This window comes from Rhodoluna sp., from assembly GCF_044239955.1.
In the GTDB taxonomy this organism is placed as follows: Bacteria; Actinomycetota; Actinomycetes; order Actinomycetales; family Microbacteriaceae; genus Rhodoluna.
In genome coordinates this window covers 1-24,794 of record NZ_JBIIAL010000010.1, presented here as the reverse complement: position 1 = coordinate 24,794, position 24,794 = coordinate 1, and the positions used below count along the sequence as shown (strand labels likewise).

25 protein-coding genes and 2 tRNA genes are annotated in these 24,794 nt (G+C 49.2%); 14 read left to right on the top strand and 13 right to left on the bottom strand.

From position 1 onward, the window contains the following. Position 1 precedes the first annotated feature (1 nt). From tmk to AC9UFE_RS04625, 3 genes are read left to right on the top strand one after another with little or no spacing between them, the layout of a single operon-like run. A complete protein-coding gene (tmk, locus tag AC9UFE_RS04635) occupies positions 2 to 643 on the top strand; it encodes a dTMP kinase (protein WP_509546136.1) in 642 nt (213 codons plus the stop codon). Between the two features lie 5 nt (positions 644 to 648). Continuing rightward, positions 649 to 1,800 (top strand): DNA polymerase III subunit delta', encoded by a 1,152-nt coding sequence (locus tag AC9UFE_RS04630; protein WP_509546180.1) that lies wholly within the window; start codon positions 649 to 651, stop codon positions 1,798 to 1,800. Beyond that, entirely contained in the window at positions 1,797 to 3,317 is a 1,521-nt protein-coding gene (locus AC9UFE_RS04625; RefSeq protein WP_509546133.1) for an alpha/beta hydrolase, read from the top strand. Before AC9UFE_RS04630 ends, AC9UFE_RS04625 begins: the two co-directional genes overlap by 4 nt. A gap of 62 nt (positions 3,318 to 3,379) precedes the next feature. Here the strand turns inward: AC9UFE_RS04625 and AC9UFE_RS04620 are convergent, their stop codons facing one another. Then, entirely contained in the window at positions 3,380 to 3,751 is a 372-nt protein-coding gene (locus tag AC9UFE_RS04620; RefSeq protein WP_509546130.1) for a hypothetical protein, read from the bottom strand. 100 nt (positions 3,752 to 3,851) lie between these two features. Between AC9UFE_RS04620 and AC9UFE_RS04615 the strand changes: the two genes are divergently transcribed. The 5 genes from AC9UFE_RS04615 (at position 3,852) to AC9UFE_RS04595 (ending at position 8,631) form a co-directional block, all read left to right on the top strand. Further along, positions 3,852 to 3,927, top strand: a tRNA-Thr gene (locus AC9UFE_RS04615). 72 nt (positions 3,928 to 3,999) lie between these two features. Beyond that, positions 4,000 to 4,932, top strand: coding sequence for an oxygenase MpaB family protein (locus AC9UFE_RS04610; RefSeq protein WP_509546127.1), 933 nt, complete (start codon positions 4,000 to 4,002; stop codon positions 4,930 to 4,932). A gap of 94 nt (positions 4,933 to 5,026) precedes the next feature. Next, the gene (locus AC9UFE_RS04605; protein ID WP_509546124.1) at positions 5,027 to 6,403 is read left to right on the top strand and encodes a TrkH family potassium uptake protein; all 1,377 of its coding nucleotides are present in this window, start codon (positions 5,027 to 5,029) and stop codon (positions 6,401 to 6,403) included. Positions 6,404 to 6,501: 98 nt separating this feature from the next. Next, complete coding sequence (locus tag AC9UFE_RS04600) at positions 6,502 to 7,194, top strand: potassium channel family protein (protein ID WP_509546121.1); 693 nt, start codon at positions 6,502 to 6,504, stop codon at positions 7,192 to 7,194. A 33-nt stretch (positions 7,195 to 7,227) separates the two neighbouring features. Further along, positions 7,228 to 8,631, top strand: a complete 1,404-nt coding sequence (locus AC9UFE_RS04595; RefSeq protein WP_509546118.1) for an aspartate ammonia-lyase — start codon at positions 7,228 to 7,230, stop codon at positions 8,629 to 8,631. On the opposite strand, the gene AC9UFE_RS04590 is transcribed toward AC9UFE_RS04595, so the two are convergent. Continuing rightward, positions 8,618 to 9,151, bottom strand: a complete 534-nt coding sequence (locus tag AC9UFE_RS04590) for a copper resistance protein CopC (protein WP_509546115.1) — start codon at positions 9,149 to 9,151, stop codon at positions 8,618 to 8,620. The two genes, AC9UFE_RS04595 and AC9UFE_RS04590, sit on opposite strands and share 14 nt — an antisense overlap. A gap of 183 nt (positions 9,152 to 9,334) precedes the next feature. Between AC9UFE_RS04590 and AC9UFE_RS04585 the strand changes: the two genes are divergently transcribed. The 3 genes from AC9UFE_RS04585 to AC9UFE_RS04575 are packed head-to-tail and all read left to right on the top strand — an operon-like array spanning position 9,335 to position 11,436. Beyond that, positions 9,335 to 9,478 carry a hypothetical protein gene (locus AC9UFE_RS04585; RefSeq protein WP_509546112.1) on the top strand — a complete coding sequence of 48 codons (144 nt, stop codon included), beginning with the start codon at positions 9,335 to 9,337 and terminating at the stop codon, positions 9,476 to 9,478. Positions 9,479 to 9,483: 5 nt separating this feature from the next. After that, positions 9,484 to 10,851, top strand: coding sequence for a D-alanyl-D-alanine carboxypeptidase/D-alanyl-D-alanine-endopeptidase (locus AC9UFE_RS04580; RefSeq protein WP_509546109.1), 1,368 nt, complete (start codon positions 9,484 to 9,486; stop codon positions 10,849 to 10,851). Between the two features lie 9 nt (positions 10,852 to 10,860). Next, on the top strand, positions 10,861 to 11,436 hold the full coding sequence (locus AC9UFE_RS04575) for an isochorismatase family protein (protein WP_509546106.1): 576 nt from the start codon (positions 10,861 to 10,863) through the stop codon (positions 11,434 to 11,436). On the opposite strand, the gene galK is transcribed toward AC9UFE_RS04575, so the two are convergent. The 3 genes from galK to AC9UFE_RS04560 are packed head-to-tail and all read right to left on the bottom strand — an operon-like array spanning position 11,437 to position 14,413. Next, positions 11,437 to 12,588, bottom strand: a complete 1,152-nt coding sequence (gene galK / locus AC9UFE_RS04570) for a galactokinase (RefSeq protein WP_509546103.1) — start codon at positions 12,586 to 12,588, stop codon at positions 11,437 to 11,439. Next, entirely contained in the window at positions 12,585 to 13,682 is a 1,098-nt protein-coding gene (gene galT / locus AC9UFE_RS04565) for a galactose-1-phosphate uridylyltransferase (protein ID WP_509546100.1), read from the bottom strand. Before galT ends, galK begins: the two co-directional genes overlap by 4 nt. 35 nt (positions 13,683 to 13,717) lie before the next feature. Beyond that, complete coding sequence (locus AC9UFE_RS04560; protein WP_509546097.1) at positions 13,718 to 14,413, bottom strand: SDR family NAD(P)-dependent oxidoreductase; 696 nt, start codon at positions 14,411 to 14,413, stop codon at positions 13,718 to 13,720. Between the two features lie 74 nt (positions 14,414 to 14,487). On the opposite strand from AC9UFE_RS04560, the gene AC9UFE_RS04555 reads away from it, so the two are divergent. Then, positions 14,488 to 15,978, top strand: a complete 1,491-nt coding sequence (locus AC9UFE_RS04555) for a hypothetical protein (RefSeq protein WP_509546094.1) — start codon at positions 14,488 to 14,490, stop codon at positions 15,976 to 15,978. A 78-nt stretch (positions 15,979 to 16,056) separates the two neighbouring features. On the opposite strand, the gene AC9UFE_RS04550 is transcribed toward AC9UFE_RS04555, so the two are convergent. Next, a complete protein-coding gene (locus AC9UFE_RS04550) occupies positions 16,057 to 16,830 on the bottom strand; it encodes a bacteriorhodopsin-like (protein WP_509546091.1) in 774 nt (257 codons plus the stop codon). 276 nt (positions 16,831 to 17,106) lie between these two features. Between AC9UFE_RS04550 and glpX the strand changes: the two genes are divergently transcribed. Beyond that, positions 17,107 to 18,081: a class II fructose-bisphosphatase gene (gene glpX / locus AC9UFE_RS04545; protein ID WP_509546088.1), complete on the top strand. Its 975-nt coding sequence runs from the start codon at positions 17,107 to 17,109 to the stop codon at positions 18,079 to 18,081. A gap of 86 nt (positions 18,082 to 18,167) precedes the next feature. On the opposite strand, the gene AC9UFE_RS04540 is transcribed toward glpX, so the two are convergent. From AC9UFE_RS04540 to AC9UFE_RS04525, 4 genes are all read right to left on the bottom strand, one after another. Then, a complete protein-coding gene (locus tag AC9UFE_RS04540; protein ID WP_509546086.1) occupies positions 18,168 to 18,929 on the bottom strand; it encodes an SDR family NAD(P)-dependent oxidoreductase in 762 nt (253 codons plus the stop codon). 19 nt (positions 18,930 to 18,948) lie between these two features. Then, complete coding sequence (locus AC9UFE_RS04535) at positions 18,949 to 19,512, bottom strand: acetate uptake transporter (RefSeq protein ID WP_509546083.1); 564 nt, start codon at positions 19,510 to 19,512, stop codon at positions 18,949 to 18,951. 65 nt (positions 19,513 to 19,577) lie between these two features. Next, on the bottom strand, positions 19,578 to 20,579 hold the full coding sequence (locus AC9UFE_RS04530; RefSeq protein WP_509546080.1) for an acetamidase/formamidase family protein: 1,002 nt from the start codon (positions 20,577 to 20,579) through the stop codon (positions 19,578 to 19,580). Positions 20,580 to 20,596: 17 nt separating this feature from the next. Further along, positions 20,597 to 21,835, bottom strand: a complete 1,239-nt coding sequence (locus AC9UFE_RS04525) for an alpha-hydroxy acid oxidase (protein WP_509546077.1) — start codon at positions 21,833 to 21,835, stop codon at positions 20,597 to 20,599. A gap of 109 nt (positions 21,836 to 21,944) precedes the next feature. Here AC9UFE_RS04525 and AC9UFE_RS04520 point away from each other — a divergent pair, with 109 nt between their 5' ends. Beyond that, positions 21,945 to 22,544 (top strand): DUF998 domain-containing protein, encoded by a 600-nt coding sequence (locus tag AC9UFE_RS04520; RefSeq protein WP_509546074.1) that lies wholly within the window; start codon positions 21,945 to 21,947, stop codon positions 22,542 to 22,544. A 187-nt stretch (positions 22,545 to 22,731) separates the two neighbouring features. Here AC9UFE_RS04520 and AC9UFE_RS04515 read toward each other — a convergent pair whose 3' ends face one another. The 3 genes from AC9UFE_RS04515 to AC9UFE_RS04505 all read right to left on the bottom strand — a co-directional run. Further along, positions 22,732 to 23,910 (bottom strand): Gfo/Idh/MocA family protein, encoded by a 1,179-nt coding sequence (locus AC9UFE_RS04515; RefSeq protein WP_509546071.1) that lies wholly within the window; start codon positions 23,908 to 23,910, stop codon positions 22,732 to 22,734. A 117-nt stretch (positions 23,911 to 24,027) separates the two neighbouring features. Then, positions 24,028 to 24,101: transfer RNA gene (locus tag AC9UFE_RS04510), tRNA-Lys, on the bottom strand. Positions 24,102 to 24,165: 64 nt separating this feature from the next. Further along, on the bottom strand, positions 24,166 to 24,794 hold a 629-nt coding region (locus AC9UFE_RS04505; protein ID WP_509546068.1), incomplete at its 5' end, for a beta-galactosidase trimerization domain-containing protein.

Sequence of the window (24,794 nt, the reverse complement as noted above, 5' to 3'; positions counted from 1 at the left end):
CATGCCCGATACTAAAGGAGTTTTTATATCCTTCGAGGGTATCGATGGCGTTGGTAAGTCCACTCAAGCTGATTTAATGCAAAGCTACCTTGCTGCCAAGGGATTAGAAGTTACTAGGACCCTTGAGCCAGGCGGATCCGAACTGGGCGTTGAAATTAGACATCTTCTATTGCACCGCAAGGGGGAAGTTTCGGTTCGTTCAGAAGCACTTTTATATGCGGCCGATAGGGCCCATCATGTTGCAAGTGTCATTAGGCCAGCTCTTGCCAAAGGTCAGATTGTTATTTCAGACAGATTCCTGGACTCATCCGTTGCTTATCAAGGGGCCGGACGTGAGTTGGACCTAACAGAGGTGCGCAACCTTTCGCTTTGGGCAGTTGATAACTTACTTCCAGATCTAACCGTGCTTCTGGATCTAGATGCCGCTGTCGCTTCCATTCGCCGAGGAAAAACCGGAGCAGAACCAGATCGACTAGAGCGCGAGAAGATTACTTTTTTTGAAGCAGCTAGAAACACATATCTAGAACTAGCCAAGAAAGAACCAAATAGATTCCACGTCGTTGATGCCAGCCAAGATCCAGATTCTATTTGGAAACTGATACAGCCTCGCTTGGACGCTTTGCTAGAAAGCAAAGGGCTTTGAACAAAGTGATGGAGTTTGAACCAGTCTGGTCCGAACTCCTTGGACAACCAGAAGCGGTTTCTCAACTTCGCCAAGCAGTAGCAAGCAAGGATTCAGGATTACAGCACGCTTGGCTCATCACTGGACCTCCAGGTTCCGGAAGGTCGAATGCTGCAGCCGCTTTTGCTGCGGCGCTGCTTTGTGAAGCAGGCGGCTGCGGAGACTGCAAGAGCTGTCGGATGGTTGGATTGGGGTCACATCCCGATGTCACAGTGCTGGCAACCGAGAAGGTAATAATCTCAATCGAAGAAATCAGAGGTCTGGTTGCAGCTTCTTATTTTGGTGGATCAATCAGCAAATACCAGATCATGATCATCGAAGACGCGGACCGCATGGCCGAGCGCTCTTCCAATGTCTTACTGAAAACCCTCGAAGAGCCACCAGCTGGAACAATCTGGATACTTTGTGCGCCGTCAGAAGCTGACATGCTTCCTACCATTCGCTCACGGGTTAGGCGAGTGGCTCTCAAGCAGCCTTCTAGTCAAACCGTTGCAGATTTATTGGTTGCCAGAGACGGTATCAACCAATCGCTTGCTTTGCAGGTTGCGGCCGAGGCTCAAGGTCACATCGGTATGGCGCTTCGGCTTGCAACCAGTACAGACGCTAGGGCCAGAAGAAAAGAAACACTGATGGCCGCCATGCAAATCGATTCAATCCCAAAAGCAATGTTCACAGCTGAGCGCTGGCTAGAACTCGCGAGAAAAGACGCAGATGCTCTAACTTCAGAAAAAGATACTGAGGAAAAAAGCGCACTGCTTGCAACTCTTGGCATCCCAGAAGGTGGCGCAGTTCCTCCGGCCCTTAGAGCAGATGTAAAAGCCCTTGAGGAAGGTCAAAAACGAAGAGCAACCAGAAGCCTGCGAGATGGCATCGACCGCATTCTGGTCGATCTAATGTCACTTTATAGAGATGTGCTGATTGTTGAACTGGGTGCAGAAGCCGAGCTGGTCAATGCAGACCTCAGAAGCCAAATTCAAGAGTTAGCAGCAACTTCAACCGCGGCAGAGGTGATTACTAGGCTCGAAGCGCTAGCCCAGGCGAGAGTGCGAATAAGCTCTAACGTTCGAGACCTAATGGTTTTGGAATCGCTCGCTGTTGCACTTAGGAGAAAAAAGTGATTTTTGGAAAACTAGCCAAGCTAGTAGCTGCTGTTTCTGTTTCGGCATTAGTACTGGCTGGTTGTGCTCCTTCGGGACCGGAACCGATAGTTCCTGACTCTAGCGGTGCACCGGCAGGATTCAGTGGGTATTACGAACAGCTAGTTGAATTTGAAGAGTGCGGCACAAGGCTTTTCTGCGCAGACGTAGCTGTCCCAATGGATTGGAATGATCCAACTAGCGAGGCTATTTCCATAGCCACCGTCTATAGGCTGGCCGATTCAGACCCGCAGGGCTTCATCCTGTTTAACCCAGGAGGCCCTGGTGCATCTGGTTACGACTGGGTCAAGGACTCTGCTGAGTATTTAGGCACTAGGGATCTTCGCTCCAACTGGAACCTTCTAGGCTTCGACCCCAGGGGAGTGGGGAGAAGTTCTGCGGTTGAGTGCATAAGTGACTCAGAATTCGACGAGTTTCTATATGGAGTTTCGGGATTTGACATTGGAACCAAGGAGGACATTGCTGTCTCCAGGGCTGCAATCGAAGATTTTTCGCAGAAGTGCTTGGAAAACACTGGAGCCCTGCTGGAATTTGTGGACACAGTCTCAGCGGCTAAGGACATGGATGTTCTAAGAGCGGTGGTCGGAGAGCCAAAGTTGAACTTTCTGGGCTATTCCTATGGATCATTACTAGGCACCACCTACGCAACTTTGTTTCCAGAGCGAGTGGGCAGGTTTGTTTTGGACGGTGCGATTGATCCAACCGTGAGTGATGCTGAGCAGACACTATTTCAACTTGAGGCTTTTGAAGCTGCTCTAACTGCCTTTTTGGAAAACTGTGACAGATACGAAGATTGTCCATTCAGTGGAAATGTTTCAGCTGACCTTTTGTCGGTAAAGCAACTGCTGGCCTCTATAGAGCAACAGCCCCTAGCAACCTCATCAGGACGTGAGCTAACAATATGGGCGGCCGTAACCGGTTTGATAATGCCGCTCTATTCGGAAAGTTACTGGCCAGAACTGTCTTCAGCATTTAGCGAAGCTTTCTCAGGCTCAGGTGACAACTTCTTATTCTTGGCAGACTTTTACAACGACAGGGGAGAGGATGGAACCTATCAAACCAACTTGATTGCAGCGAACTATGCAATCAACTGCGCGGATAGCAGTTCTATCCAAAGCATGGAAACTATTGAGGCTCAAAACAATGAGCTGCTAGAAGCGGCTCCGGTCTTAGGTCGTTACTGGCAGTTCGGAGGTTTGCGTTGCGGAAGTTGGCCTTTCCCACAAGCTGAGAAACCTACCGATTACAGCGCAGCTGGGGCACCAACGATTTTGGTTATTGGAACAACTGGAGATCCGGCAACTCCTTACTCACAGGCCCAGTCGCTTGCAAATGATATTCTCCAAGACGGCTTTTTGATGACCTATAACGGCGAGGGCCACACCATTTATGGCGGTCAGGTCAAATGCATTGATTCGGTGGTGGATAGATTCTTCCTGACCGGTGAGCTTCCAGCCAGTGACCCAAACTGTAGCTAGCAAAAATGGACGGGCAAGAAAAAACCCCGACCGCAGTCGGGGCTTCATCTACTCTTTTTAATCTAAAACAGAAGAGCAATACATAACAATACATAGATTGCGACAAAAATGCTTGGCGTGACAAAACGAATGACATCGAGCCAAGCGCTGAATCCAACAAGCAGAGTAGAAACCTTAGACTTTGACTTTAGTGTTTTCAAATCACCCAACACGGCGCGTGCTTCAGTTGCAGCTGAGTACTGAGCGAGAAAGCCAAAAATCCCTGAAGCCATCAAGATTCCAAGGGTTGCCCACTTCACAACATCTGGGGATTCAGCCAGGCCGTCATTGAGCAATGCGATTGTGACGATAAGCAAAAAAGTTGGAGCCAGTTGCGAAAAGATGATTTGATTTCTCAATCGATTCCACAGCTTTACTAGATCTAGTTCATTCACTCTGTTGCTCCTTTGAGTTTTCTTCTAGCTATAGGTTAGGACAGGAATCTGTTCTAATAAAGTAGTCAAAGGCTCATAAAGCTTTGAGCCGGACTCATTGGCCACCTTAGCTCAGTTGGTAGAGCAGCTCCCTCGTAAAGAGCAGGTCAGCGGTTCAATTCCGCTAGGTGGCTCCACCTCGGGAAAACTACAAAAAATTGAATCGTAGACTTATACCACTGGCAAATAAAAAATCTACTGGGTGAAACTTGAAATCAAGCAAAAATAACGCGCTCCAAGAACTGCTTTCCAAGCGATTTCGAAAGCTTTTGTCTGGAGACCCCAACGGAGTCCCACCTTGGCTAGCAGTTGTTGCAGAAGGCGAAGAGGCGGGCTTCTTTTTGCCCTCTGATGCCCCATGGGTAGTTCATGCAGATTTTGGAACTCTGGTTGGTGGAATTAGGGCTTTACTGATGCAGGCTTTGCACCCAGGATCTTTGACGGGAGTGAAGAATCACTCAAGGTACGAATCAGACCCACTTGGAAGACTAGCCGGAACCATCCGCTGGCTAACGGTGACTACCTTTGGGTCAAAAACAGCGGTTCAAAACGAAGCTAACCGTGTAAACAAACTCCATACTCGAGTTGTCGGGGAGTACACCAAGGGAACCGGTGAGAAGGTGCCGTATCAGGCAGCCGATAAAGACTTATTGCTTTGGGTGCACATTGCTTTCATGGAATCCTTTTTGGTCTCACACCAGATGTACTCCTGCAAAGAAATCCCCAAAGGTTCTGCACCCACTGGAGCTGATAACTATGTAGCGCAGTGGAGCGTCTCGGTGGCACCACTAGGACTTGCTACTTGCCCAATGAGCGAGCAAGAACTCGAAAGCGAAATTGATCAGTTTTACAACTCTGGATTGTTAGTTTCAACTCCAGATACAAAAAAAGTAATTGAGTTTATAAAGAACCCACCTCTTCCAGCAGTAGCAAAACTTGTTTACGGATTACTTTTCCATGCTGCTGTGTTATCACTGAGGCCAGAATTTAGAAAACTACTTGGGCTTCAAGCAAAACCGGCTTGGTTTATAAGACCAGTTACCAGATGGTCATTGAAGTTAATGCGTTTAGCTATTGGCCCAGAGTCACCTATTGAATATGGAGCAATTGCAAGACTTCAAAGAATAGGTGTGCTGAAATGACCGAATCTATCTGGGTTTGCGCCGATTACGGCACTTTTGGACTCTAATCCAGCCCTAGACGAATTCTTAGCCAGGAGTATAGTTAGAGCCTGAAATGCCAAAATTACCGAAGCTGTCGGCAACACAGCTAATTGCAGCGGCTTTTACAGCCATAATCTTTCTTGGCACATTCTTACTCATGATGCCCATCTCTTCAAAGAGTGGCTCGGTAACTAATTTCTTTGATGCCCTTTTCACTTCAACTTCAGCCGTTACCGTTACGGGTCTGACAACCTTGGACACCGCTACCTACTGGTCCACTACAGGGCATGTGATCATCGCACTTCTAATCCAGATCGGTGGATTCGGAATCATCGGTTTTGCAACCCTAGTCGGTTACTTGATTGAGGGACGAATTTCACTCAAGAACAGAATTTCAGCCACTTCTGAATCTTCAGCTACCAAGCAGCCAGACGTCAAGACACTTTTGCTAAACATCGCCAAACTTATGGTGTTTTTCCAATTAGCTCTTTTTGCCTTCCTAGCGGTTCGGATGTATACCGAATACGGCTACTCGCTAGATAAGGCACTTTCTCACGGAGCCTTCCAGGCGATCTCCGCATTTAACCAAGCAGGCTTTGCGCTTTACACAGACAGCCTTATGGGTTTTGCGGGAGATGGCTGGATTATCTTCCCAGTGTTTGTGATTGCTACCCTGGCAGGATTCGGTTTCCCGGTATTAGCCGAGATTCGCGATCGCCTGAAGCTCAGACTTTACGTTCTATTCGGCAAAGCAGCTGATTACACCATGCCTTCACAGTGGTCGCTTAACTCGAGAATCATTTTGTGGGCAAGCTTGTTCTTGCTTGTGGTGGGAGCTATAGGAATATCAATTTCGGAGTGGACTAATCCGGCAACTCTTGGGGCAATGGACCCATTGCAGAAGATTTTTGCCAGCATGTTTACCTCTTCGATGACTCGCTCAACTGGACTTAACGTTATCGACACTGCCCAGATGTATACCAGCACCTGGTTGGGCATGGACATTTTGATGTTTATCGGTGGTGCAAGTGCATCAACTGCCGGTGGTATCAAGATTGGAACGGCTGTTGTCTTGTTCTACATTGTCTATACGGAAATTCGTGGTGATGCGGCAGTAAACGTAGGTAACCGCAGACTTCCTCGATCAATGCAGCGTCAGGCCCTAACAATTGTTACCTTGTACTCGCTGGTTGTACTCGGCGCTTTGTTTGTTCTTCGCTTCACAACAAATTTCACTCTGGACGAGCTGGTTTTTGAAATTATTTCCGCAGCTGGAACAGTGGGGCTTTCAACCGGCATCACAGCCGAACTTCCTGATCACGGCAAGTTCTTACTGTCGGTGTTGATGCTTTTTGGTCGACTTGGCCCGATAGTGGTAGCCACCTCTCTGGCTCTTAGAAAGACCAAACGCCACTATGAACTGCCTAAGGAAAGGCCTCTAATTGGCTGATGCACTTGTTTCATCAGAACAACTGATTATTGTTAGAAGAGCACGGTTACTGAATTCAAGACAAATGGTTCAGCTACCGGCAACGAATGGAGAAGAAAATGCCTAACCGGCTAAAAGCTCGTGGGTCTAAAAAGCAGGGCGCTTCAACTATCGCCGTGATTGGTCTGGGTCGATTTGGTACATCGCTGGCTCTGGAACTTGTCAAGGGTGGCAGGGAAGTTCTAGGCATCGATAGCGATGAGAAGCTAGTGCAAAACATTTCAGACAGGCTCACTCATGTTATCCAGGCCGACTCGACCGATGAAGCGGCGCTTCGTGAACTGGGAATCCCTGACTTTGATTCTGCTGTGGTGGCCATCGGTAGCGATCTAGAGGCCAGCATTTTGACCGCCTCACTTGTCTTGCAGCTGGGTGTGCCACAGGTGTGGGCTAAGGCCACAAGTGTCTCTCACGGAAGAATTCTTCAGCAGCTTGGAGTCCACCATGTAATTTTCCCTGAAATGGATATGGGTAAGCGAGTAGCTCACATGGTCAGCGGCGAGACCCTGGATTACATTCAGCTGGATGAGGATTTCGTAATGGCAAAAACTGAAGCTCCGGCCAGCTTCGAAGGCAAGACTCTTTCAGAAATGCAGTTTCGTTCCCTGCACGGTGTAACGGTAGTTGCCACGCGCAAGGAAGGCGAGAGCTACATGCCTTCTTTCCCAGAAACAGTTTTGAACGTCGGGGACGTAATGATCGTTGCCGGAACAACCAAGAAGGTAGAAGATTTCTGCCGAATGGGCTGGTAGCAAGCTACCTCGTTTTAGTGGCAGACTTTACTCATGTCCTCAACCAGACTCGAACACGACCTTCTCGGCGATTACCAAGTCCCTAAAGACGCCTATTGGGGCGTTCACACCGCTAGAGCAGTGGAGAACTTTCCAATCTCCGGAGTGCCAATTGGTCACTACAGATCTCTCATTCGGGCGCTTGCCATTGTCAAACAAGCGGCCGCAGAGGCAAACTTTGGACTTGGTGAGCTAGAACTAAAAGTTAAAGATGCGATTGTGGCGGCCTCGGTTCGGGTAGCTGCTGGCGAGTTTGACACAGAGTTTGTGGTTGACGCAATCCAGGGTGGAGCGGGAACCTCTACCAACATGAACGCCAACGAGGTCATTGCCAATGTCGCCATCGAAATCCTAGGTGGCCAAAAAGGTGACTACACGATAGTTCACCCCCTCAACGATGTGAACCAGTCCCAATCAACCAATGACGTTTATCCAACCTCGCTAAAACTGGCTTTGATTTTCGAGATCAATGAGCTGCTGAAGGCAATGTCGCACCTGGAGAAGGCCTTCCAGTCCAAAGCCGTTGAGTTCAAAGACGTGATCAAAATGGGTCGCACCCAAATGCAAGACGCAGTTCCAATGACCCTGGGTCAAGAGTTCGCAGCCTTTTCAAGGATGACGATGGAGGACACTCAAAGGCTTCGCGAGGTCTTGCCACTTCTTCGGGAAATAAACCTTGGTGGAACTGCAATTGGTACTGGAATCAATGCACCTGTGGGTTACCCCCAAGAAGCTTGCCAGGTTCTTTCCAAGCTAACTGGTTTTGATTTCGTGCTCGCCGAAGACATGGTCGAGGCGACCCAGGATGCCGGAGTTTTCGTAACCGTGTCTGGAGTCCTAAAGAGGATTGCAGTGAAGCTTTCGAAGACCTCAAATGACCTTCGACTACTAAGCAGCGGACCTCGAGCGGGGCTTGATGAAATCAACTTGCCGCCAAGGCAAGCTGGGTCTTCGATAATGCCGGGCAAAGTCAATCCAGTTATTCCTGAGGTGATAAACCAAATTGCTTTTGCGGTTGTAGGAAACGACTTGACTGTCACCATGGCAGTTGAAGCAGGACAGTTGCAGCTAAACGCTTTTGAGCCAATTATGTGTCGCGCTTTGATGATGAGCATCACTCAGCTTCGCCAGGGTTGTTACGTTTTGGCCGATGCCTGCGTTTCTGGCATTACCGCCAACGTCGAAAAGCTTCGACTGAGCGTGGAAAACTCAATTGGTTTAGTCACAGCTATTAGCCCAGTTTTGGGATACGAGAACGCAACAATAGTTGCTCAGAAGGCTCTAGCTGACGAAACAAGCGTTCGTGAAGTAGTTCTTGAGCTAAAGCTCATGAGTGAAGCGGAGTTTGACGAGCTGCTTGGAAATATAGATGCGCTAGTTCGACCTAGGACTTCTTAGACTTTCTTCGCATCATTAGCCCAATAGGTGCAAACACTGCACCTAGGGCAACTAGTGCAAGGCCAACATAGAAGCCTGTTGGAATGTCTTGAGATTCTGAAGCAGTTGCCAATTCAGGCTCCGTGGTAAGAGGGAGTGCAGTTTCCTCTGAAGTCAATCCCTCAAGAACGAAATTGGAAACGCCGCTGATGGTGTGACCATCAGAGCCAACAACACTCCAGCGAAGATCATAAGAACCTACCTCGCTTAGCTCAACCTGGGCCACCAATGTTCGGTCATCGATAGCAATAGGGTGAATGACCCAGTCAGAAGAACCCTGCAATTTAGTTGCAACTTCGGCATTAGTCTCGGACTCAACCACCAAGAGGGCGTTATTGAAGGTAAGGACAGCCTCGAAACTGGAAGTTGAAATGACATCCCCAGGAGCTGGATTGATGTCAACCAGTAGGTCATGTGCGTGAGCTGGTGTTGGAATTAGTAACAGGGCCAATAGGGCAGTGAGAGTTATTTTTGTTTTCATGTACTAATCGTAAGCTATCGTTTGGGCCAGGTAATGTAAGGTCAATCACAAGCCTGATCGTCTATCTAGGGCCCATGAAACAATTGATCTATCCCCTTTATATGAACTCAGCACTTTCTCAGTTTTCTACATCGAAGATCATAACTTGACCGAATACGAGGGTAATATTGCATGTAGAGGATTTTGCTATCAAGCCTAGAAGTTGAGAGATTTGATATTACGGTCCTAAATGAATCACCCACTTTAAATCTGAATGAAACAGTTCAGATTATGGAAGTAATGAATCAGATCAGATCCCTAACCGGCATCGAATACTCAGGAGCTTAGCCAAGTTGGTAAATCGACTAAAGAATTTTCCTCACTATAGAGAGGTTCTAATCGGAGCAGGTTCTGGTCTGATTGTTCTCACTTTGCTGCTTGGAGGACTAGCCTTCACACCAGGAAGTGCGGTACCAAACGCCTCTGAGAGTGCTTCACCAACTGCTTCAGCATCTCAAGCCCCAATAAGAACATGCTCGGTATCGGAGGAGGCAGCAAACCCTTCCCTTGGGACCTTGCAAGCCGTTGTTCTAAACTCCGAAACGGGGGAGGTCTTATTCGACCGAGGAGCAGATGTTCCAGCAGCCACTGCGTCTGTAATGAAGTCTCTGACCGTGGCGGCAGCTCTTGAAAGCCTGGGACCGACCTACCAAGTAACAACGAGGGTTTTTGTTGATCCTTCAAATACCGCCAAGATATCTTTGGTTGGTGGCGGCGACATAACTCTTTCTAGAACTACTAGTGGCACAGAGTCTATTTACAAGGGTGCCCCGAAGCTGTCCACCCTGGCGGCCCAGGTAAAAGCTTGGGCAACCAGCAACGGAATTACGAGAATCAATGAGATTAATCTTGACTCTTCTTTTTTCCCAGGTTCCGGTTGGGAGAACTCCTGGCAGCGAAGCAGCCAAGTTGACGGCTGGATATCAGAAGTTACAGCTTTACAGCTTGATGGGGACCGAACGCTCCCAGATGTTCTTACCTCTCCAAAAACAGGTAGACCGGTTTTCAGTGCAGGAGAGCAGTTCAGGCTTGAACTTGGCGATCTAGCCGCGAATGCAACTTTTTCCCAAGGCTCTACACCAACATCTTTTGTTGAGATTGCCACGGTTCAGTCGCAGCCGATGAGTCAGTGGATTTCAAACATTCTGCTGACATCAGAGAATCTCCAAACCGAAGCGCTGGGAAAGATCGCAGTAATCGAAGCCGGTTCAAATGGAACATTTGAGTCACTCGACGAAGCCTACAAAGAGATCCTTGCTCCAACCGGGCTTGACTTTAGCGGCGTGAGTGTTCGAGACGCTTCCGGTCTTTCTTACCTGAACTCAGTAACACCAAGATTCATGGCAGAGCTAATGCGAAAAGTGGATGCAGAATACGGTGAACTTGGAGTTCTCAAGGCGAGCCTCCCGGTAGCTGGAAAAACCGGATCTTTGGCCTCAAGATACAAAGGTGACATTGCAGATGCCACCGGTAACATTTTGGCTAAGACTGGTTACCTAGAGGGTGTACATACTCTCAATGGAATAATCAACGCTGAAGATGGAACAACTCTTACTTTTACAATCTATGCACTAGACGACGTAGGTAGCGATGTCCGACTTGCGATTGACACTCTTGCAACAGCTTTCTACCGTTGCGGAAACACCCTGTCTAACGATTAGGAAACTCGAATGCCTAAAGCACTACTAGTTGTTGACGTGCAAAATGACTTTTGCGAAGGCGGATCACTAGCAGTTTCCGGTGGAGCCGCAGTTGCCAAAAAGATTAGTGACTATTTGAAATCTGCCGATTACAAGCTAATTGTCGCCTCTAGAGACTGGCATGATTCGGACAACAACAACTCTGGACACTTTGCTGACGCCAATACAGACCCAGATTACAAAACATCTTGGCCAGTTCACTGCGTGGCAAACAGCAATGGTGCTAACTATCATCCAAATCTGGAGCTTGATCTAATCCAGGCACATGTCTTGAAAGGCCAGGGAGCCCATGGCTACTCGGCTTTTGAGGGAGTAACTGAAGAAGGCGGTAGCCTTGCTGAACTACTAATGCTCAAGGGAATCAATCAGTTAGATGTGGTTGGCATCGCTACCGATCACTGCGTGTTGGCTTCTGCCCTAGATGCCAAGAAGCTTGGACTAACGGTGCGAGTGATTAGCTCTCTAACCGCTGGGGTTTCACCGGAATCGACTGAGCGCGCTATTGATTCATTGATTGACAGCGGTGTTGAGGTAGTAGCTAAATAGCTAGATTTCCCTCTTTGCCCCTTCATCTGCAGTGACTGTGAAAATCTCTGGCTTTTCGAATCCCTGGTCGAGGAATTTGTCCAGAACTGAGGTTGTGAGGCTCGCTACTTTCGTTGCGTCAATAAGGGCAATTGCGGCTCCACCAAAACCACCACCGGTCATTCGAGCACCAATTGCCCCTTCGGAAATTGCTGTCTCAACAGCCAAGTCCAGCTCAGATATCGAAATCTGGAAATCATCCCTCATGGAAGCGTGGGATTCAATCATTAATTGGCCTATGGATTTTGGTCCAGACACCGATAGCAATTCTACGGTTTGTCTAACCCTCTCGTTCTCTGTCACTACGTGTCTTGCTCTTTTATAAACCACATCTTCCAGGAGATCCCTTGAGGCTTCGAGGCTCTCTACGGTTACGTCTCTCAACGAGGTGACACCCATTATTTCTGCCGCTTCTTCACACGACTGGCGTCTCGTTGCGTAACCCCCATCAGTAAGGCGATGGGCAACACGAGTATCCATGACCACGATTTCTAAACCATTTTCCTTGAGCGATAAAGGGATGGGCTTAGCATCAAGTGTTCGGCAGTCCAGAAAAACTGCGTGATCAACCTGACCAAAAAACGAGGCCGTTTGATCCATAATTCCTGTTGGTGCCCCTACGATTTCATTCTCGGCCCGTTGGCCAACTTTAGCCAAAACACTTCTAGACATTCCTGATCCCCAAAGATCATTAAGAGCTAGCGCCACCGAGCACTCGATGGCCGCTGAGGAGGAGAGTCCGGATCCAACCGGAACGTTAGAATCCACATACAGATCAAAACCTTGAGGCATGGCACCTGCTTGGACGAGGCTCCAGGCAACACCAAGTGGGTAGGCTGACCAGCCAGACACCTTGTCTCGTTGGATTTCAGAAATCTCAAATTCAACCATTTCGCCAGTAAAAGAAGATGAGATTCTTGCCACCTGATCGGATCTTTTGCTAACCGCAGCGTAAGTGCGCCGATCAATGGCGAAAGGCAATACAAAACCCTCGTTGTAGTCAGTGTGTTCACCAATTAGGTTCACTCTTCCCGGAGCTGACCAAACCCCAGCTGGTGCATACCCAAACTGTTTTTCGAAATGCTCCGCCGCACTCTGGGCTGAACTAATCACAAGTTGCCCTTGAGTTGGGCCGCAATGTCCTCCGCGGGGATGTCTGCAATAAAAGCTCCCATCGCAGACTCTGATCCAGCCAGATATTTCAGCTTGTCTGCTCCTCGTCTTGGTGAAGTAATCTGCAGCTGCAACCGGGCTTTCTCTCCTCCTGGAACAAGAGGAGCCTGATGCCAAGCTGCTATGTAAGGAGAAGCAGTGTCGTAGGCCAGCTCGAATGATCGAAGTAGTTTCGAATAAACATCCGCTAGTTCCAACCGCTCGTCATTGGTCAGCTCCAAGTGGTTTCTCACGTGTCTCTTCGGAAGCAAGTGAGCTTCCATAGGCCAGCGCGCTGCAAATGGAACGTATGCAACGAAGGATTCAGAATCAATCAGCACTCGGTTTGAACTTTGCTCGAACTCCAGTAGGTCCTGAAAAAACTCACCGCCATGAGATTTGATGGACTCTAGTAGCTTTTTAGTTCTAGGTGTTACATACGGGTAGCAGTAGATCTGACCGTGCGGATGATGCAGCGTAACGCCGATTTCTTCGCCTCTGTTTTCAAAGGGGAAAACTTGCTTCACACCAGCAAGACCCTGAAGCTCTTCGGTGCGCTGAGCTAATGCTTCCAATACGGTGTGAACGCGGCTGGAAGGCATTTTTGCCAGCGAGCCATTGTGCTCGGGACTAAAAACGACTACCTCGCACCTACCAACAGCTGGCTTTGTTTCGCCAAATGGGATTGCGTTCGAAGATTCCAGAATCGGAATCGAGATACCATCCGGCAAAGCACCAAACGCTGGATTCTTGTTTTCAAATACGACCACGTCAAAGTTGTCTGGAATCTCACTCAGGTAAGTATCCGTTGCAGGACATAATGGGCACTCGTGACTTGGGGGCAAGAAAGCTCTTGTGTGACGGTGGGCGGCGACCGCAATCCATTCACCGGTTAGTGGGTCATGCTTTAGATCTGCAAGCGGGGGTCTAGCTGCCGCTTCCCTAAGATCACTTTTGCGAGTACTTGGAAGGCTTGAGCCTTTGTCGTCGAAATAGTGAATCTGCCTGCCATCGAACAGGTCAGTAGTTATCTTCGAAATGTGTCCCACCGGCATCAGTTTATCTATAACTGGATTCCGTTGTAACTTGCCTAGAAGGCAGAGCTTGGCAGGTCCTTTTCATCCTCAATGATGGCGGTAACAATTCTTTGAGCAACACTTTCTGGGGCTAGGCCAGTGGGAAAGGCTGGCGCCTGGCCTGCAATAGCCCTGGTTGCCAAACCAGTTTCGGTGTGACCTGGGCGAGCGTCAATTACTCGAATCCCATCGCGCCTTAGCTCCCTAGAGATAGCTTGGTCGAAGGCGTAGAGTGCTGACTTACTTGCCGAATAGGCAGCAAGTCCTGCCATAGGGGACTCTGCCACAACACCCGAGATGTTAACGATGAATGGATCGTTTCCACTTGCTGCAGATGCCTTCAGTAGCCCAACAAGTCCTTGAATAAGCTGCATGGGGCCGGTTACGTTTACCGCAAAAAGTTTGTTCAAAGTGGCAGCGTCAAGCTCAGCAAAATTTCCAAATGCCACTACTCCGGTGGCATTGACGATGCCGTCAATTTTCACATCAGAGTCAATCAGGTAATCAATCAAAACCCTGATTGATTCCTGGTTCGTGAGATCTACTAGCAATCTAGGGTTCGCCCCATGCGGAACTTTCTCTGCGGATTCGATTGAGGAGGAGGTAGCCATAACTGTGGCGCCGTGGCTTGCAAGCTGGGTTGTGATAGTTGAGCCCAATACGCCGGATGCTCCCAGCACAAGAATGTTTTTGCCCTTTAGTTCAGTCATGATTTATCCTCGGTAAGTTATCCAACAATAACCCGTATTTATTGATTCTTGAAACTGCCAATAGGCTTACTATCGTGTCAGTTGAATTTAGGGACCCAGCAACCAATCAGCCAGTTCGTTCCACTGAACTGGCTAGAAGGGTCCTAGCTGCTGGGTCAAAGAACTTCCCGGAGCTGCAGCAAAACATCCTCGGAGCCCCTAACTGGCGAACCTGGTACCTCCGGCTTTATGCGGACCTTGCCATCAAGGAGGGCCTCAGCGTCAAAGACACCACGGAAGTAGCAACTGCTGGCTTGGCCGAGTTCCATAAGTGTCTGTTCACGGAATCCGGTATGCCTTTGAAGCAGGCCGTATCTAAAGGGTACGAGCAGGACCTAGTTGAGACCATCGAGATAAGAGGCACTAGGCCTGTTGAGAAGATCGCCCTTGATGGCCTAACTGGATCACTGGAACAATCAGCAAAAGAGTGGGTTGCTGATGGTCTTGCAGAGCCTGGACTAATTGAGAGCTTTCGCTTTCTCGACCAGAACCAATCCCTCGATCTGACTCAAGACATCCTGTTTGCAGTTGCAGGGGCAGCTGAGTTTGCTCCAACCGAACACTGGTTGCGTTGGGGTGGAACCGTTGCGGTGGTAGCAAGACCGAACCCAGCCAGCTGGCAGAAACTTATTTCCATGGCGCGAAACTCGGGTGGCACCATGCTGGTGCCAATTCGAAGAAGCCTTGTATCCAAGCCAGTTGCAAACTTGAGTGATGAAGAAATTGCTGCCATCGCAGGGTTAGATATTTTGGAGCACTACGCAGAAATTTCTAGCTGGATGGGGAAGCTCTCACCAAAACCAAGCAGAAGATTTGTTCTAGGTCTCTTCGCCTACACGCCAAGTGTGAATCACATTCGAGTGCAGGGTGTTCAAGAATCTTTGGCAGCGGTTGCCATGGAGAAACTTGCCCCTAGCAAGCTAGCTCTGAGCTGGCTTGCAACCCCAACAGACTCAGCTCCTGGACCTGCCTCAATTGGCGAGAGAGCTATTACTCGCTTTGGCTCGAGGCCTGCGTCTCGGATCATCCGAGACAGCTTGCTCGGGTTAATCAACGCAGCTAGAGCGGCCAAACCAAAGTTCTACGAAGGAATCGGCGGAGAGAAGCTTGCATTGATTGACGCTTCGGTCCAGCAGCAGGGACCTAGCTATTCATTTTCAAAAAGGACCCAGCGTTGGAGAGCATATCTTGCTCACTACTTAGGCGTAAAGGTTTCCTATGCAATCTCACCTCCAGCCAGGACTAATTCAGTTCTCCGGCACAAAATCCTTAGGGCCAGTTACCAGGGTTCCCCACTCTTTGGAGTCAAGCCTTTTGAGGTGAAGATAGCTAAGTCTGCCGCGGCGGCGGTTCTAGCTAGGGATCTAAACGATTCATCAAGCTTTTCAAACAAGGAAACCACCACCGAGTTACATGCCTTCTCTGCAGTTCACGGCGGGCTTTGGGGTCTGGCCTATCGACCAAGGAGTATTTGGATTGCTGCTACCGTGCTTGGCTTACCAGCACTTCTTCGCAAAGGCTACTAGCCACTAACCGTTCAAATAATTTGGGCAAAACAAAAGGCGCCGGTTTCCCGACGCCTTTTGTTTAGTTTGAACTAAGGGTTACTTGCCCTTGAATTCTGCTGCTGCGAATGCCTTGTCGTCCTCGGCGCTCTTCATACGAGCGATCGAGAAGATCATTAGGCCGAATAGACACTTAGCCAAGATGTCGGCAATGGTGTATCCGGTTTCACGAAGGACAAAGCCCTGCTCGTCGAATCCAGTAGCGTTCATGTTTGCAATGAAAGCTAGTGGGTAGACACCCCAGGTAGCAAGAAGAAGAAGGCGTAGTTCCTTGATTCTTCTCTGAACCTGCTTGGACTGCTTGGTAAGAGACTTACCAAGCTCTACGAACAATACGTACAAGATGTAAACGAATGGGATTGTTGATAGAGCACCCCAAATAGATGCATCTAGTCCACCGATGTCAAGTCTTGCATCGCCTGGGTAACCCAAAGCAATCATCAAGGCAGCGGCTGGCACTAGACGAACTAGTAGGTCCCTCTGGGCTGTCTTAGCCAAAGCAAGAACCGCAACGGTCTCAACTAGTAGCAGTGGAACAGTTAGGAACCAGTCAACGTAACGGTAGCCCACGTTGTAAGACATCCATCCTGCACCTTCAGGTCCGAATGCATCAATAAAGCTGTCGAACATTCTGAAGTAGTGGTAGGCGGCGATACCTGTAACTGTTGCAGACACCAAAACCGCCATGCGGTAGCGAGGCAGTACGCGCTCACGAGCCACAATCAAGAATATGGTGGTGAAAAGCATGCTCGCAATTCCAAGCGAGAACATGTTGTAGGTCAGGAGGTAGCCTCCTGAAGTTAGATCAACCATTTACTTTTGTTTCCTTTCAGCTGATGGAGGTAAGACCTACAAAGATTCATCGCTGATGAGTTCCATCGTCGATGCCCCCTTGCATGACTTACACGTCATTCAACTTATCACCGCCCTCAGCAAATACTCGGGTTGAAAACTGCCCATATTCGACACAAAACCAGTAGTTTTTTAGCCAAAATCTCCAATATTTGGCTAGTTTTGGGCGTTTTGGCCCAGGCTGACATTAGAACCAGATACCCAGGCAGGCCCTAGGTTGCTGGCTAAGCTGACCTTATGATCGAGTCTCCAGTTCTCCACCCAGACCGCAACCTAGCCATGGAGCTGGTTCGGGCTACCGAGGCAGCAGCCATTAGGGCATTCCCATATATAGGTAAGGGTAAAAAGAACGAATCTGACGGGGCAGCCGTTGATGCCATGCGGGCTTTCCTGGGAACAGTGAATTTTGAGGGTTTGGTGGTTATTGGGGAGGGCGAGAAAGATGACGCCCCGATGCTATTCAATGGCGAACTGGTAGGTAACGGCCAGGGCCCCAAGGTCGATATAGCAGTAGACCCCATAGACGGGACTTCCTTGACTGCCGCTGGCCGAAACAATGCCATATCCGTCATCGCGGTAGCAGATAGAGGCTCAATGCTTGATGCCTCGGCTGTATATAAGATGAACAAACTTGTGACAGGACCTGCCGGAGTTGGGGTTTGTGATATCAGACTTCCAATTGGGGAAAACATCAGAGCCTACGCAAAAAGCGCCGGTAAAGCGGTTGATGAGATGGTGGTTGCAGTATTGGACCGCGAATACAACAGCGAGCTAATCCAGCAAATCAGAGATGCGGGAGCCGCCACCAGGTTGCTACTAGATGGTGACGTAGCTGGAGGTATACAGGCAGCTCGCGGAGATTCGAGAATAGATATCTGTGCAGGTGTTGGAGGATCACCCGAGGGAATCGTGACGGCGTGTGGCATTAGAGCCCTTGGCGGCTTTATGCAGGGGATCTTGACACCAAGAGAAGATTTTGAGCGTGAGCGCGGAGCTGCCGCTGGACTCAAGTTTGACTACGTATATGAGATGAACGAGATGGTCTCTTCGGATAACACCTTTTTTGTTGCTACCGGTGTCACAGACGGAGCCTTGCTTTCAGGGGTCAAGAAAAAAGACAACATGATTTTCACAGAGTCCATAGTTATTCGGGGTAGGTCAGGAACTGTTAGAAAAGTTTTTGCCGAGTACCAAGCTTCACGCTGGATTTAGAGACAACCAAAAGAGTCTGTAAATGAATTTTGGAAAAAGTAAATGGCCGGTGAATAAAATCCACCGGCCATTTCTTGTTACTTAACTTAGAACTGCATACCTCTAGTTAGCGCACCATCGATAAGCAGGTTTGCTCCGCTGGTTCTAGAGGAAACTGGGCTCGAGATGAATACGACTCCCGATGCAATTTCCTCTGCGGTTCCCATTCGGCCGGTTGGGTTTAGGCCCATCGCGAACTTGAATAGGTCAGGGTTTCCACCCTCGATTGACTGCCATACTCCGCCTGGGAAGTAGGTGTTTCCAGGAGACACGCTGTTCGCCCGGATACCCTTCTCCGCAACTGAGAATGAAAGACCAGCCATGTAACCGATGATTGCTGTCTTAAAGGTTCCGTATGGACCCGAAGCAAAGTCTGCCTCGCGACCAGAGACGCTGGAGATTGCAACTAGGGACTTCACCTTGCTTTTTTCAAGGTGAGGAATCACCGCCTTGCAAAGGTTTACTGTTCCCATCAAGTCGACCCGATAGGAGGTATCCCAGTTCTCGTCTTCGTCTGGAATTGCTAGCGCACTTACGTTAGCAACTGCCATGTCGATGCCGCCAAACTCCTTGGCAGTCGAGTCAACCCAGGCACGAAGTGCCTTGGCGTCTCCAACATCCAAAACAGTTCCTTTGGCTTTGACACCCTTGGCTGTTATTGCCTTCTCGGTTGCAGCAACCTCGTCAGCGTTTCTTGCACAAAAGGCCACGTTGGCTCCTTCTGCGGCAAATGCTTCGACAATTGCACGGCCGATACCTTTGGTACCGCCGGTGACAATTGCTACTTTGCCCTTGATTCCTAGATCCATTTGTAACTCCTAATTTGTATTAGCTGCGAAATGGCTTGCCGAGAGGTAGGACTTGCTTGCCCCACATCTCGTTTAGTAGAACAGCAAATGCCATGTACATAGCCAGAGCACCGGTCACGATACCTTCGTATCCGCCGAATAGGCTTAGGGCTGCGTTTCCGGTAAGTGCTCCGATACCAAGTGATCCAAGAAGAACCACTGTCAGCATCAGGATGATAGTTAGAACCTTTGGTGCAACCATGGATGCAAACACCAAGAAGAGAGTGAAAATCATCCAGACGACCAGGTAGAAACCAATCGCGACGCTAGAAACGGTCCACCACTCGATAAATGAACCGAGGTTAAGTAGGCCGAAAGATAGCCATAGGAATGAGTAACCACCAAAGGCCACAACTCCGAAAGTGTCACCGAGCTTGAATAGCATGGAAGCGACCAAGGTCTGAGCGGCACCTCCAAAAAGCAGTGCCATAGAGATAATCATTCCGTCAAACGGGATAATCCCACTGTTTGCAAGACTCAGCAAAACAGTAGTCATTCCATATGCCAGCAATCCCAGTACTGCTGGGTTAGCTTGTTTTTCCATTTGCATGGACCTCCTTGTCCAATAAAAAAGAGAAAGCGGTTGCTTTCCCTCCCCCTTTTCGCCGCTTACTTAACCGACTTGGCTAGTTCGCGGAGTCTTTGGTGCATACCTTCGTACGCACTGCTTTTTGGCATTAGCTTCTTTGGAATCTTGGTAACTACGGAGTAGTTGGTATCCACTGCGTTTGCAATGGGAGAAAGCGAAACCTGAGTTACCAGCTGGTAGGCATCCATGTAGTGGATGCCTAGAAGCTCACTGAGCCAGCGAACCATTTCAACCTGGCCGATACGCCAGGCATCTTCCATGGGCCTGGAAGATCCAACGACCATCCAATAGTCATCGTTTTCAAGTCTTGGCCAAAGCGGAGCGTTGCCCTTGATTAGCTCAACCAGAATCACTGAGTCCATGGCACCTTCAACCGCCGTGCCACAAGACTCTCCTTCGCCCTGACGGTAGTGACCATCGCCGATGGAGAAAAGCGCTCCGTCGACATTGACTCCAAGATAAACAGTCGTTCCAACCTTCATCTCAGGGGTGTCCATGTTGCCGCCGAAGCGCTCTGGTACCAGGCTGGTGCGGACCTCACCAGCAGGCGGGGCAACCCCAACGGTTCCTAGCATGGTCTCGATTGGCAGCGCAATTTCAAGATCACCAAAGCGAGACTGGAAACCAACCTCGTTGCGAACAGTGTCTACGTGGTAAATCCAAGTTGCCTCTGGCAATGGTTCGTGAAGCATTGCGGTTCTGTCAGTTGCAGACAGGCCACCAAAGAAAGGGATAGTGGACGAGGCACCAAAGTTTCGAGCAGGTGTTAGGTCAACAATGTGCAGAACCAAAGTGTCACCTGGTTCGGCACCTTCAACATAGAAGGGTCCGGTTTGTGGGTTCACGTAACGTATGTCGATTTTTTGACTAGGTAAATCATCGACGGTGGTTAGGGCAAAGTTGAACGCATCTTCGGACCAGAGCCTCATTAGCGTTCCTGGCTTTATGGTCATAACCGGCTTGGCGCCACCAAAGGTGTATGTGTACTGAGATCTCTCTGGCTTAAAACTGATTTCTTGCATTGCCCTTATCTCCTTGTTTACTTATCGCTAATTGGGACTAGATCTCTAAGTTGGGTGACGTGTGAGGAATTGAGCTCTTCGAGGCTAGAAACACCCAGTAACTGCATGGTTCTTTTCACTTCACCCGTGAGGATTTCAAGTGCTCTAACAACCCCGGCGTGACCTCCTGCCATAAGACCGTAAAGATACGCTCTGCCGATCATTGTTGACTTGGCACCCATAGCTACCGATGCGACGATGTCAGCCCCAGACATGATGCCGGTGTCGATTATTAGCTCAACATCTCGACCAACTTCTTTAGCCACCTTTGGTAGCAGGTGGAAAGGAATCGGAGCCCTATCTAGCTGGCGACCGCCGTGGTTAGAAAGCACAATTCCATCAACACCGTATTTGGTTAGTGCCACGGCATCCTCAACCGACTGCACACCTTTTATAACAAGTTTTCCTGGCCACTCACTTCGGATCCATTTCAAATCCTCAAAAGTCACTGTCGGGTCAAACATTTTGTCGATGAGCTCACCAACAGTTCCACCCCAGTTGTTTAGTGAGGCAAACTCAAGTGGCGGGGTGGTGATGAAGTTAATCCACCACTCCGGTCTTGGAATGGCGTTCGTGATTGTCTTTAGCGTCAGCGCTGGAGGAATAGACATTCCATTTCTCTTGTCACGCAATCTAGCTCCAGCAACTGGAACATCCACTGTGACCACCAAAGTGTCAAAGTTGCTTGCTTTGGCACGACGAATTAGTTCTAGTGACTGATCTCTATCGGTCCAAAGATAGAGCTGGAACCACCTGCGACCAAGAGGCTGAACTGCTGCAATTTGTTCAATGGAAGCAGTTCCCATTGTTGAAAGCGTGAATGGAATTCCAAACTCAGCTGCAGCTTTTGCTCCGGCCTCTTCACCTTCGGTATGCATCATCCTGGTGAAACCTGTTGGGGCGATAATCAATGGAAAAGCGCTTGGACCACCTAGAACTTGGCTTGAAGTGTCGACCTTGGAGACATCCCGAAGAATATTTGGGTGAAACTCGATGTTTTGAAATGCTTTCCTCGCCCTTGAGAGTGAGAGCTCTTGCTCTGCTGCACCGTCGGTGTAATCAAATGGAGCCTGAGGAGTTCGACGTTTTGCGATGTCTCGAAGATCATTAATTGTGAGGGCTTTATCAAGACGACGTTTTTTGGCATTTGGCTCAAAGCGCTTAAAGCGCATAAGTGGGGCCAAATCTTTAGGACGAGGGAATCTTCTTTGAACCACTCGAGCCTCCCTTTGAATTGAGATTGACTGAAGCCTACATCAACTCAGAGGGTGTGCAACTGGCCAGATTCTAGGAGCACAACTGATGGTGCAAGGGTAAGCTCTCCTCATGAAACCCATCGGAAAACCGGCATTTATTGCGGCCATCATCGGTCCGGTTCAGTCGGTTCTTGGCTGGAGCATCGCCGGGGCACTTTGGGTGGGATACGATCCGGTCCGGCAGACCATCAGCGATTTAGCCGCCAACGAATCCCCGGTTCAGCTTGTGATGTCCAGTTTCTTCATTCTTGGGGGAGTGCTTACTCTCATTGCTTCGATTTATGCCAGAACCTTTGCCTTTCCAGGAAGAGTTGCTTTATTCCTTGCCGCGATAAGCACCTTTGGGCTAACCATCTTCCCCACACCTCTTATTGGTTACTCAATCTGGCATCGAGTGTTTGCAATTGCCTCCTTTGTTTTATCTGCCGGCTGGCACCTATTCGCGATGAGAACCCGCAAGGATGCGCCTTGGATCTTGAAGCCTCCGGCAGCCATTATTGGCACGGCGCTGCAAGTGGCACTGGCTCTGTGGTTCCTAAGCAGCTGGACTGATCCGAATACGACCAATGTAGGGGTCTGGGAGAGGGTCGTTGCTGTGAGTCAAGCACTTTACATATCAGCAGTAGTTATTGTTATATATATCGGACAGAGGAAAAAGAACATCCGATAGATTTGCAGTAGATAAGAAACCCTAGAGAGAAGAGGAAATCATGGCTCAGAAAGAACAGAAACCACAAAAGAACAACAAGAAGGCCCCTGCCAAGAACCTAAAAGAGAAGCGTCTTGACAAGCAGGCCAAGGCAGCAAACAAAAAGAACTCATAGGGGTTAATGGGCTACTGAGAAACTGTAAGTTTCTCAAAGCTGCGGAATCTCTAACTTCTTTCCTGCCATTTGGGCTGACTCATGGGCCAGAATTCCTGGAAGGGTAAATCGAGCAGCGTCGTACACGTTCATAGGAGCTTTACGTTGCCCCACTGCGTCCATTACGAAATCGTCAACCATGAATTGGTGCGAGCCTCCATGGCCATTTGACAAACCAGCAAACTCTTTTGGAAGCGAGCTTCTGTCATGGATTTTCGCAAAGCCGCCGTCCCACAAATTTGGTGAAACGTAATCGGCTTTGAGTGAATGTGGGTTCTCAACATCCGAAAAAGTGCTGACTTCTTCTGTGACTATGTCGAATGTGTGCTTTGTAGCCCACGAGGCATAACCAACTTGTTGCTCGAAAGATCCTTCTGTCCCAAAAATGCTCATCCGAACAGTTGGCTCTAGGGGAGATGTTCCGACTCTCCTGAGCTCAGCGATTCGCAAAACCCCACCATCGCTTGTCTCAAATAGTGCCACTTGGTTGCTCTGATTGTTTTTCCACATGCTCACGTTGGAATCAAAGATTCCATCATTCGCTGTGTCCTGAAGGCCAATGCAGGTAACAGATGTCGCATGCGCGCCAGTTATCGAGAGAATTGCACTCACTGAGTGAGTTGAGTAGAGCATTGGCGGGAAGCTAGCTGTGGATTTCCAATCATCTCCACCGTTTGCAGCGTATGCCTCACTAAAACCGTGTGACATGTCATGCAGGTACTCGCCTTCACCGTAGACGAACTTCCCGATCTGACCATCGTTATATTTATTTCTCGAGAAAACCACAGCTGGGTAGTAGTAACTGGTTTCAGCCATAAAGTATGTGAGGCCCGACTTGCCGGCAGCTGCAACAAGTTGGGTTACCTCGTCTTGGGTTATTCCCATAGGAACGGCTGTGTAGACGTGGCGGCCGTTCGCTATTGCTTCAAGAGCTATTTGGGCGTGAGTCCAACGCGGTGTAAAAATGGCAACTGCGTCAAAATCGCTCTTCCAGAAATCCGAGAGTCTCTCAAATGTTTGGATAATTGAGGATTCTTTTGCTACCCTGTCGCGTCTTTCCGGGTTTGGCTCAACAAGGCCCACTTCATCCACAAAGGGGTGCGCCTGGAATAGGTGAATAAAGGAGGAAGAAAACTGTCCGCCACCGATGATTCCAACTCGTAGTTTTTTCAATCTGACTCCTTTTCACCCTAGGCAGAAAGTTCCATTCTTACAGATTGCTCCAGTGGTTCGCCCTAATTAAGACCAATGTTTTTCAAATGTGTGGGAGCCGCTATCGAAAACAGAGAGTAGGCCCCGTCGGGATCGAACCGACGACCCACGGATTAAAAGTCCGTTGCTCTAACCAACTGAGCTAGAGGCCCCTGAACGCCCTTGTTGCCAAGGGAGCCCCCAAAGTCTAACAGCTACGCAAGGCTCATTACTGGCTCAAGCCTTAGAGGAGCTTAGGACTCTCCAACCACCAGCCGTTACCGACACCTTACTTCCGCTGGCAAAACTCTCACCCGAGATTAGATCTGTCGCTGATTTAGAAATCTGAGCGCTGCTATCTGACATGGCGTTATTCATCAAGAAGAAAAACTCGGTGGTTTGGTTTTCTCGCTTGGCAACCTCCACCCCAGCTCCGCCAACTACCTCAATAGAGGCAATTCCGAGTGGAGAGAGAATCTCTTGCAATAGGGATTTCATCAGGGCGTGATCTGGTCTGCAGCTAAGAATCCAGGTGCTGTTTGTACCTATCTTCTTTTTCACAACCGCGGGGAGATCGCCTAGGGCGCCGCCGTTGTATCTAAGAACCACCTCTGCACCCGGAGTTAGCTTCATGTACTCTGCCCAGCCATCGGACTTACCTACGAGCTTTCCAGAGCCATCAACTAGATCGACTGCTCCATCGGCGTATAGCGGCGACCACTGCTCTGAATAGGCACCGAACAAATCTCTAAGGTCAATCAGGTGACCGCCTGGACGAACTCCCTCATCCTCATCAACCGCCACGCTAAAGGCCCCCAGAACAAAGTTCACTCCCGAAGAGATTGCCTTTCGGATGTTGCTTACGG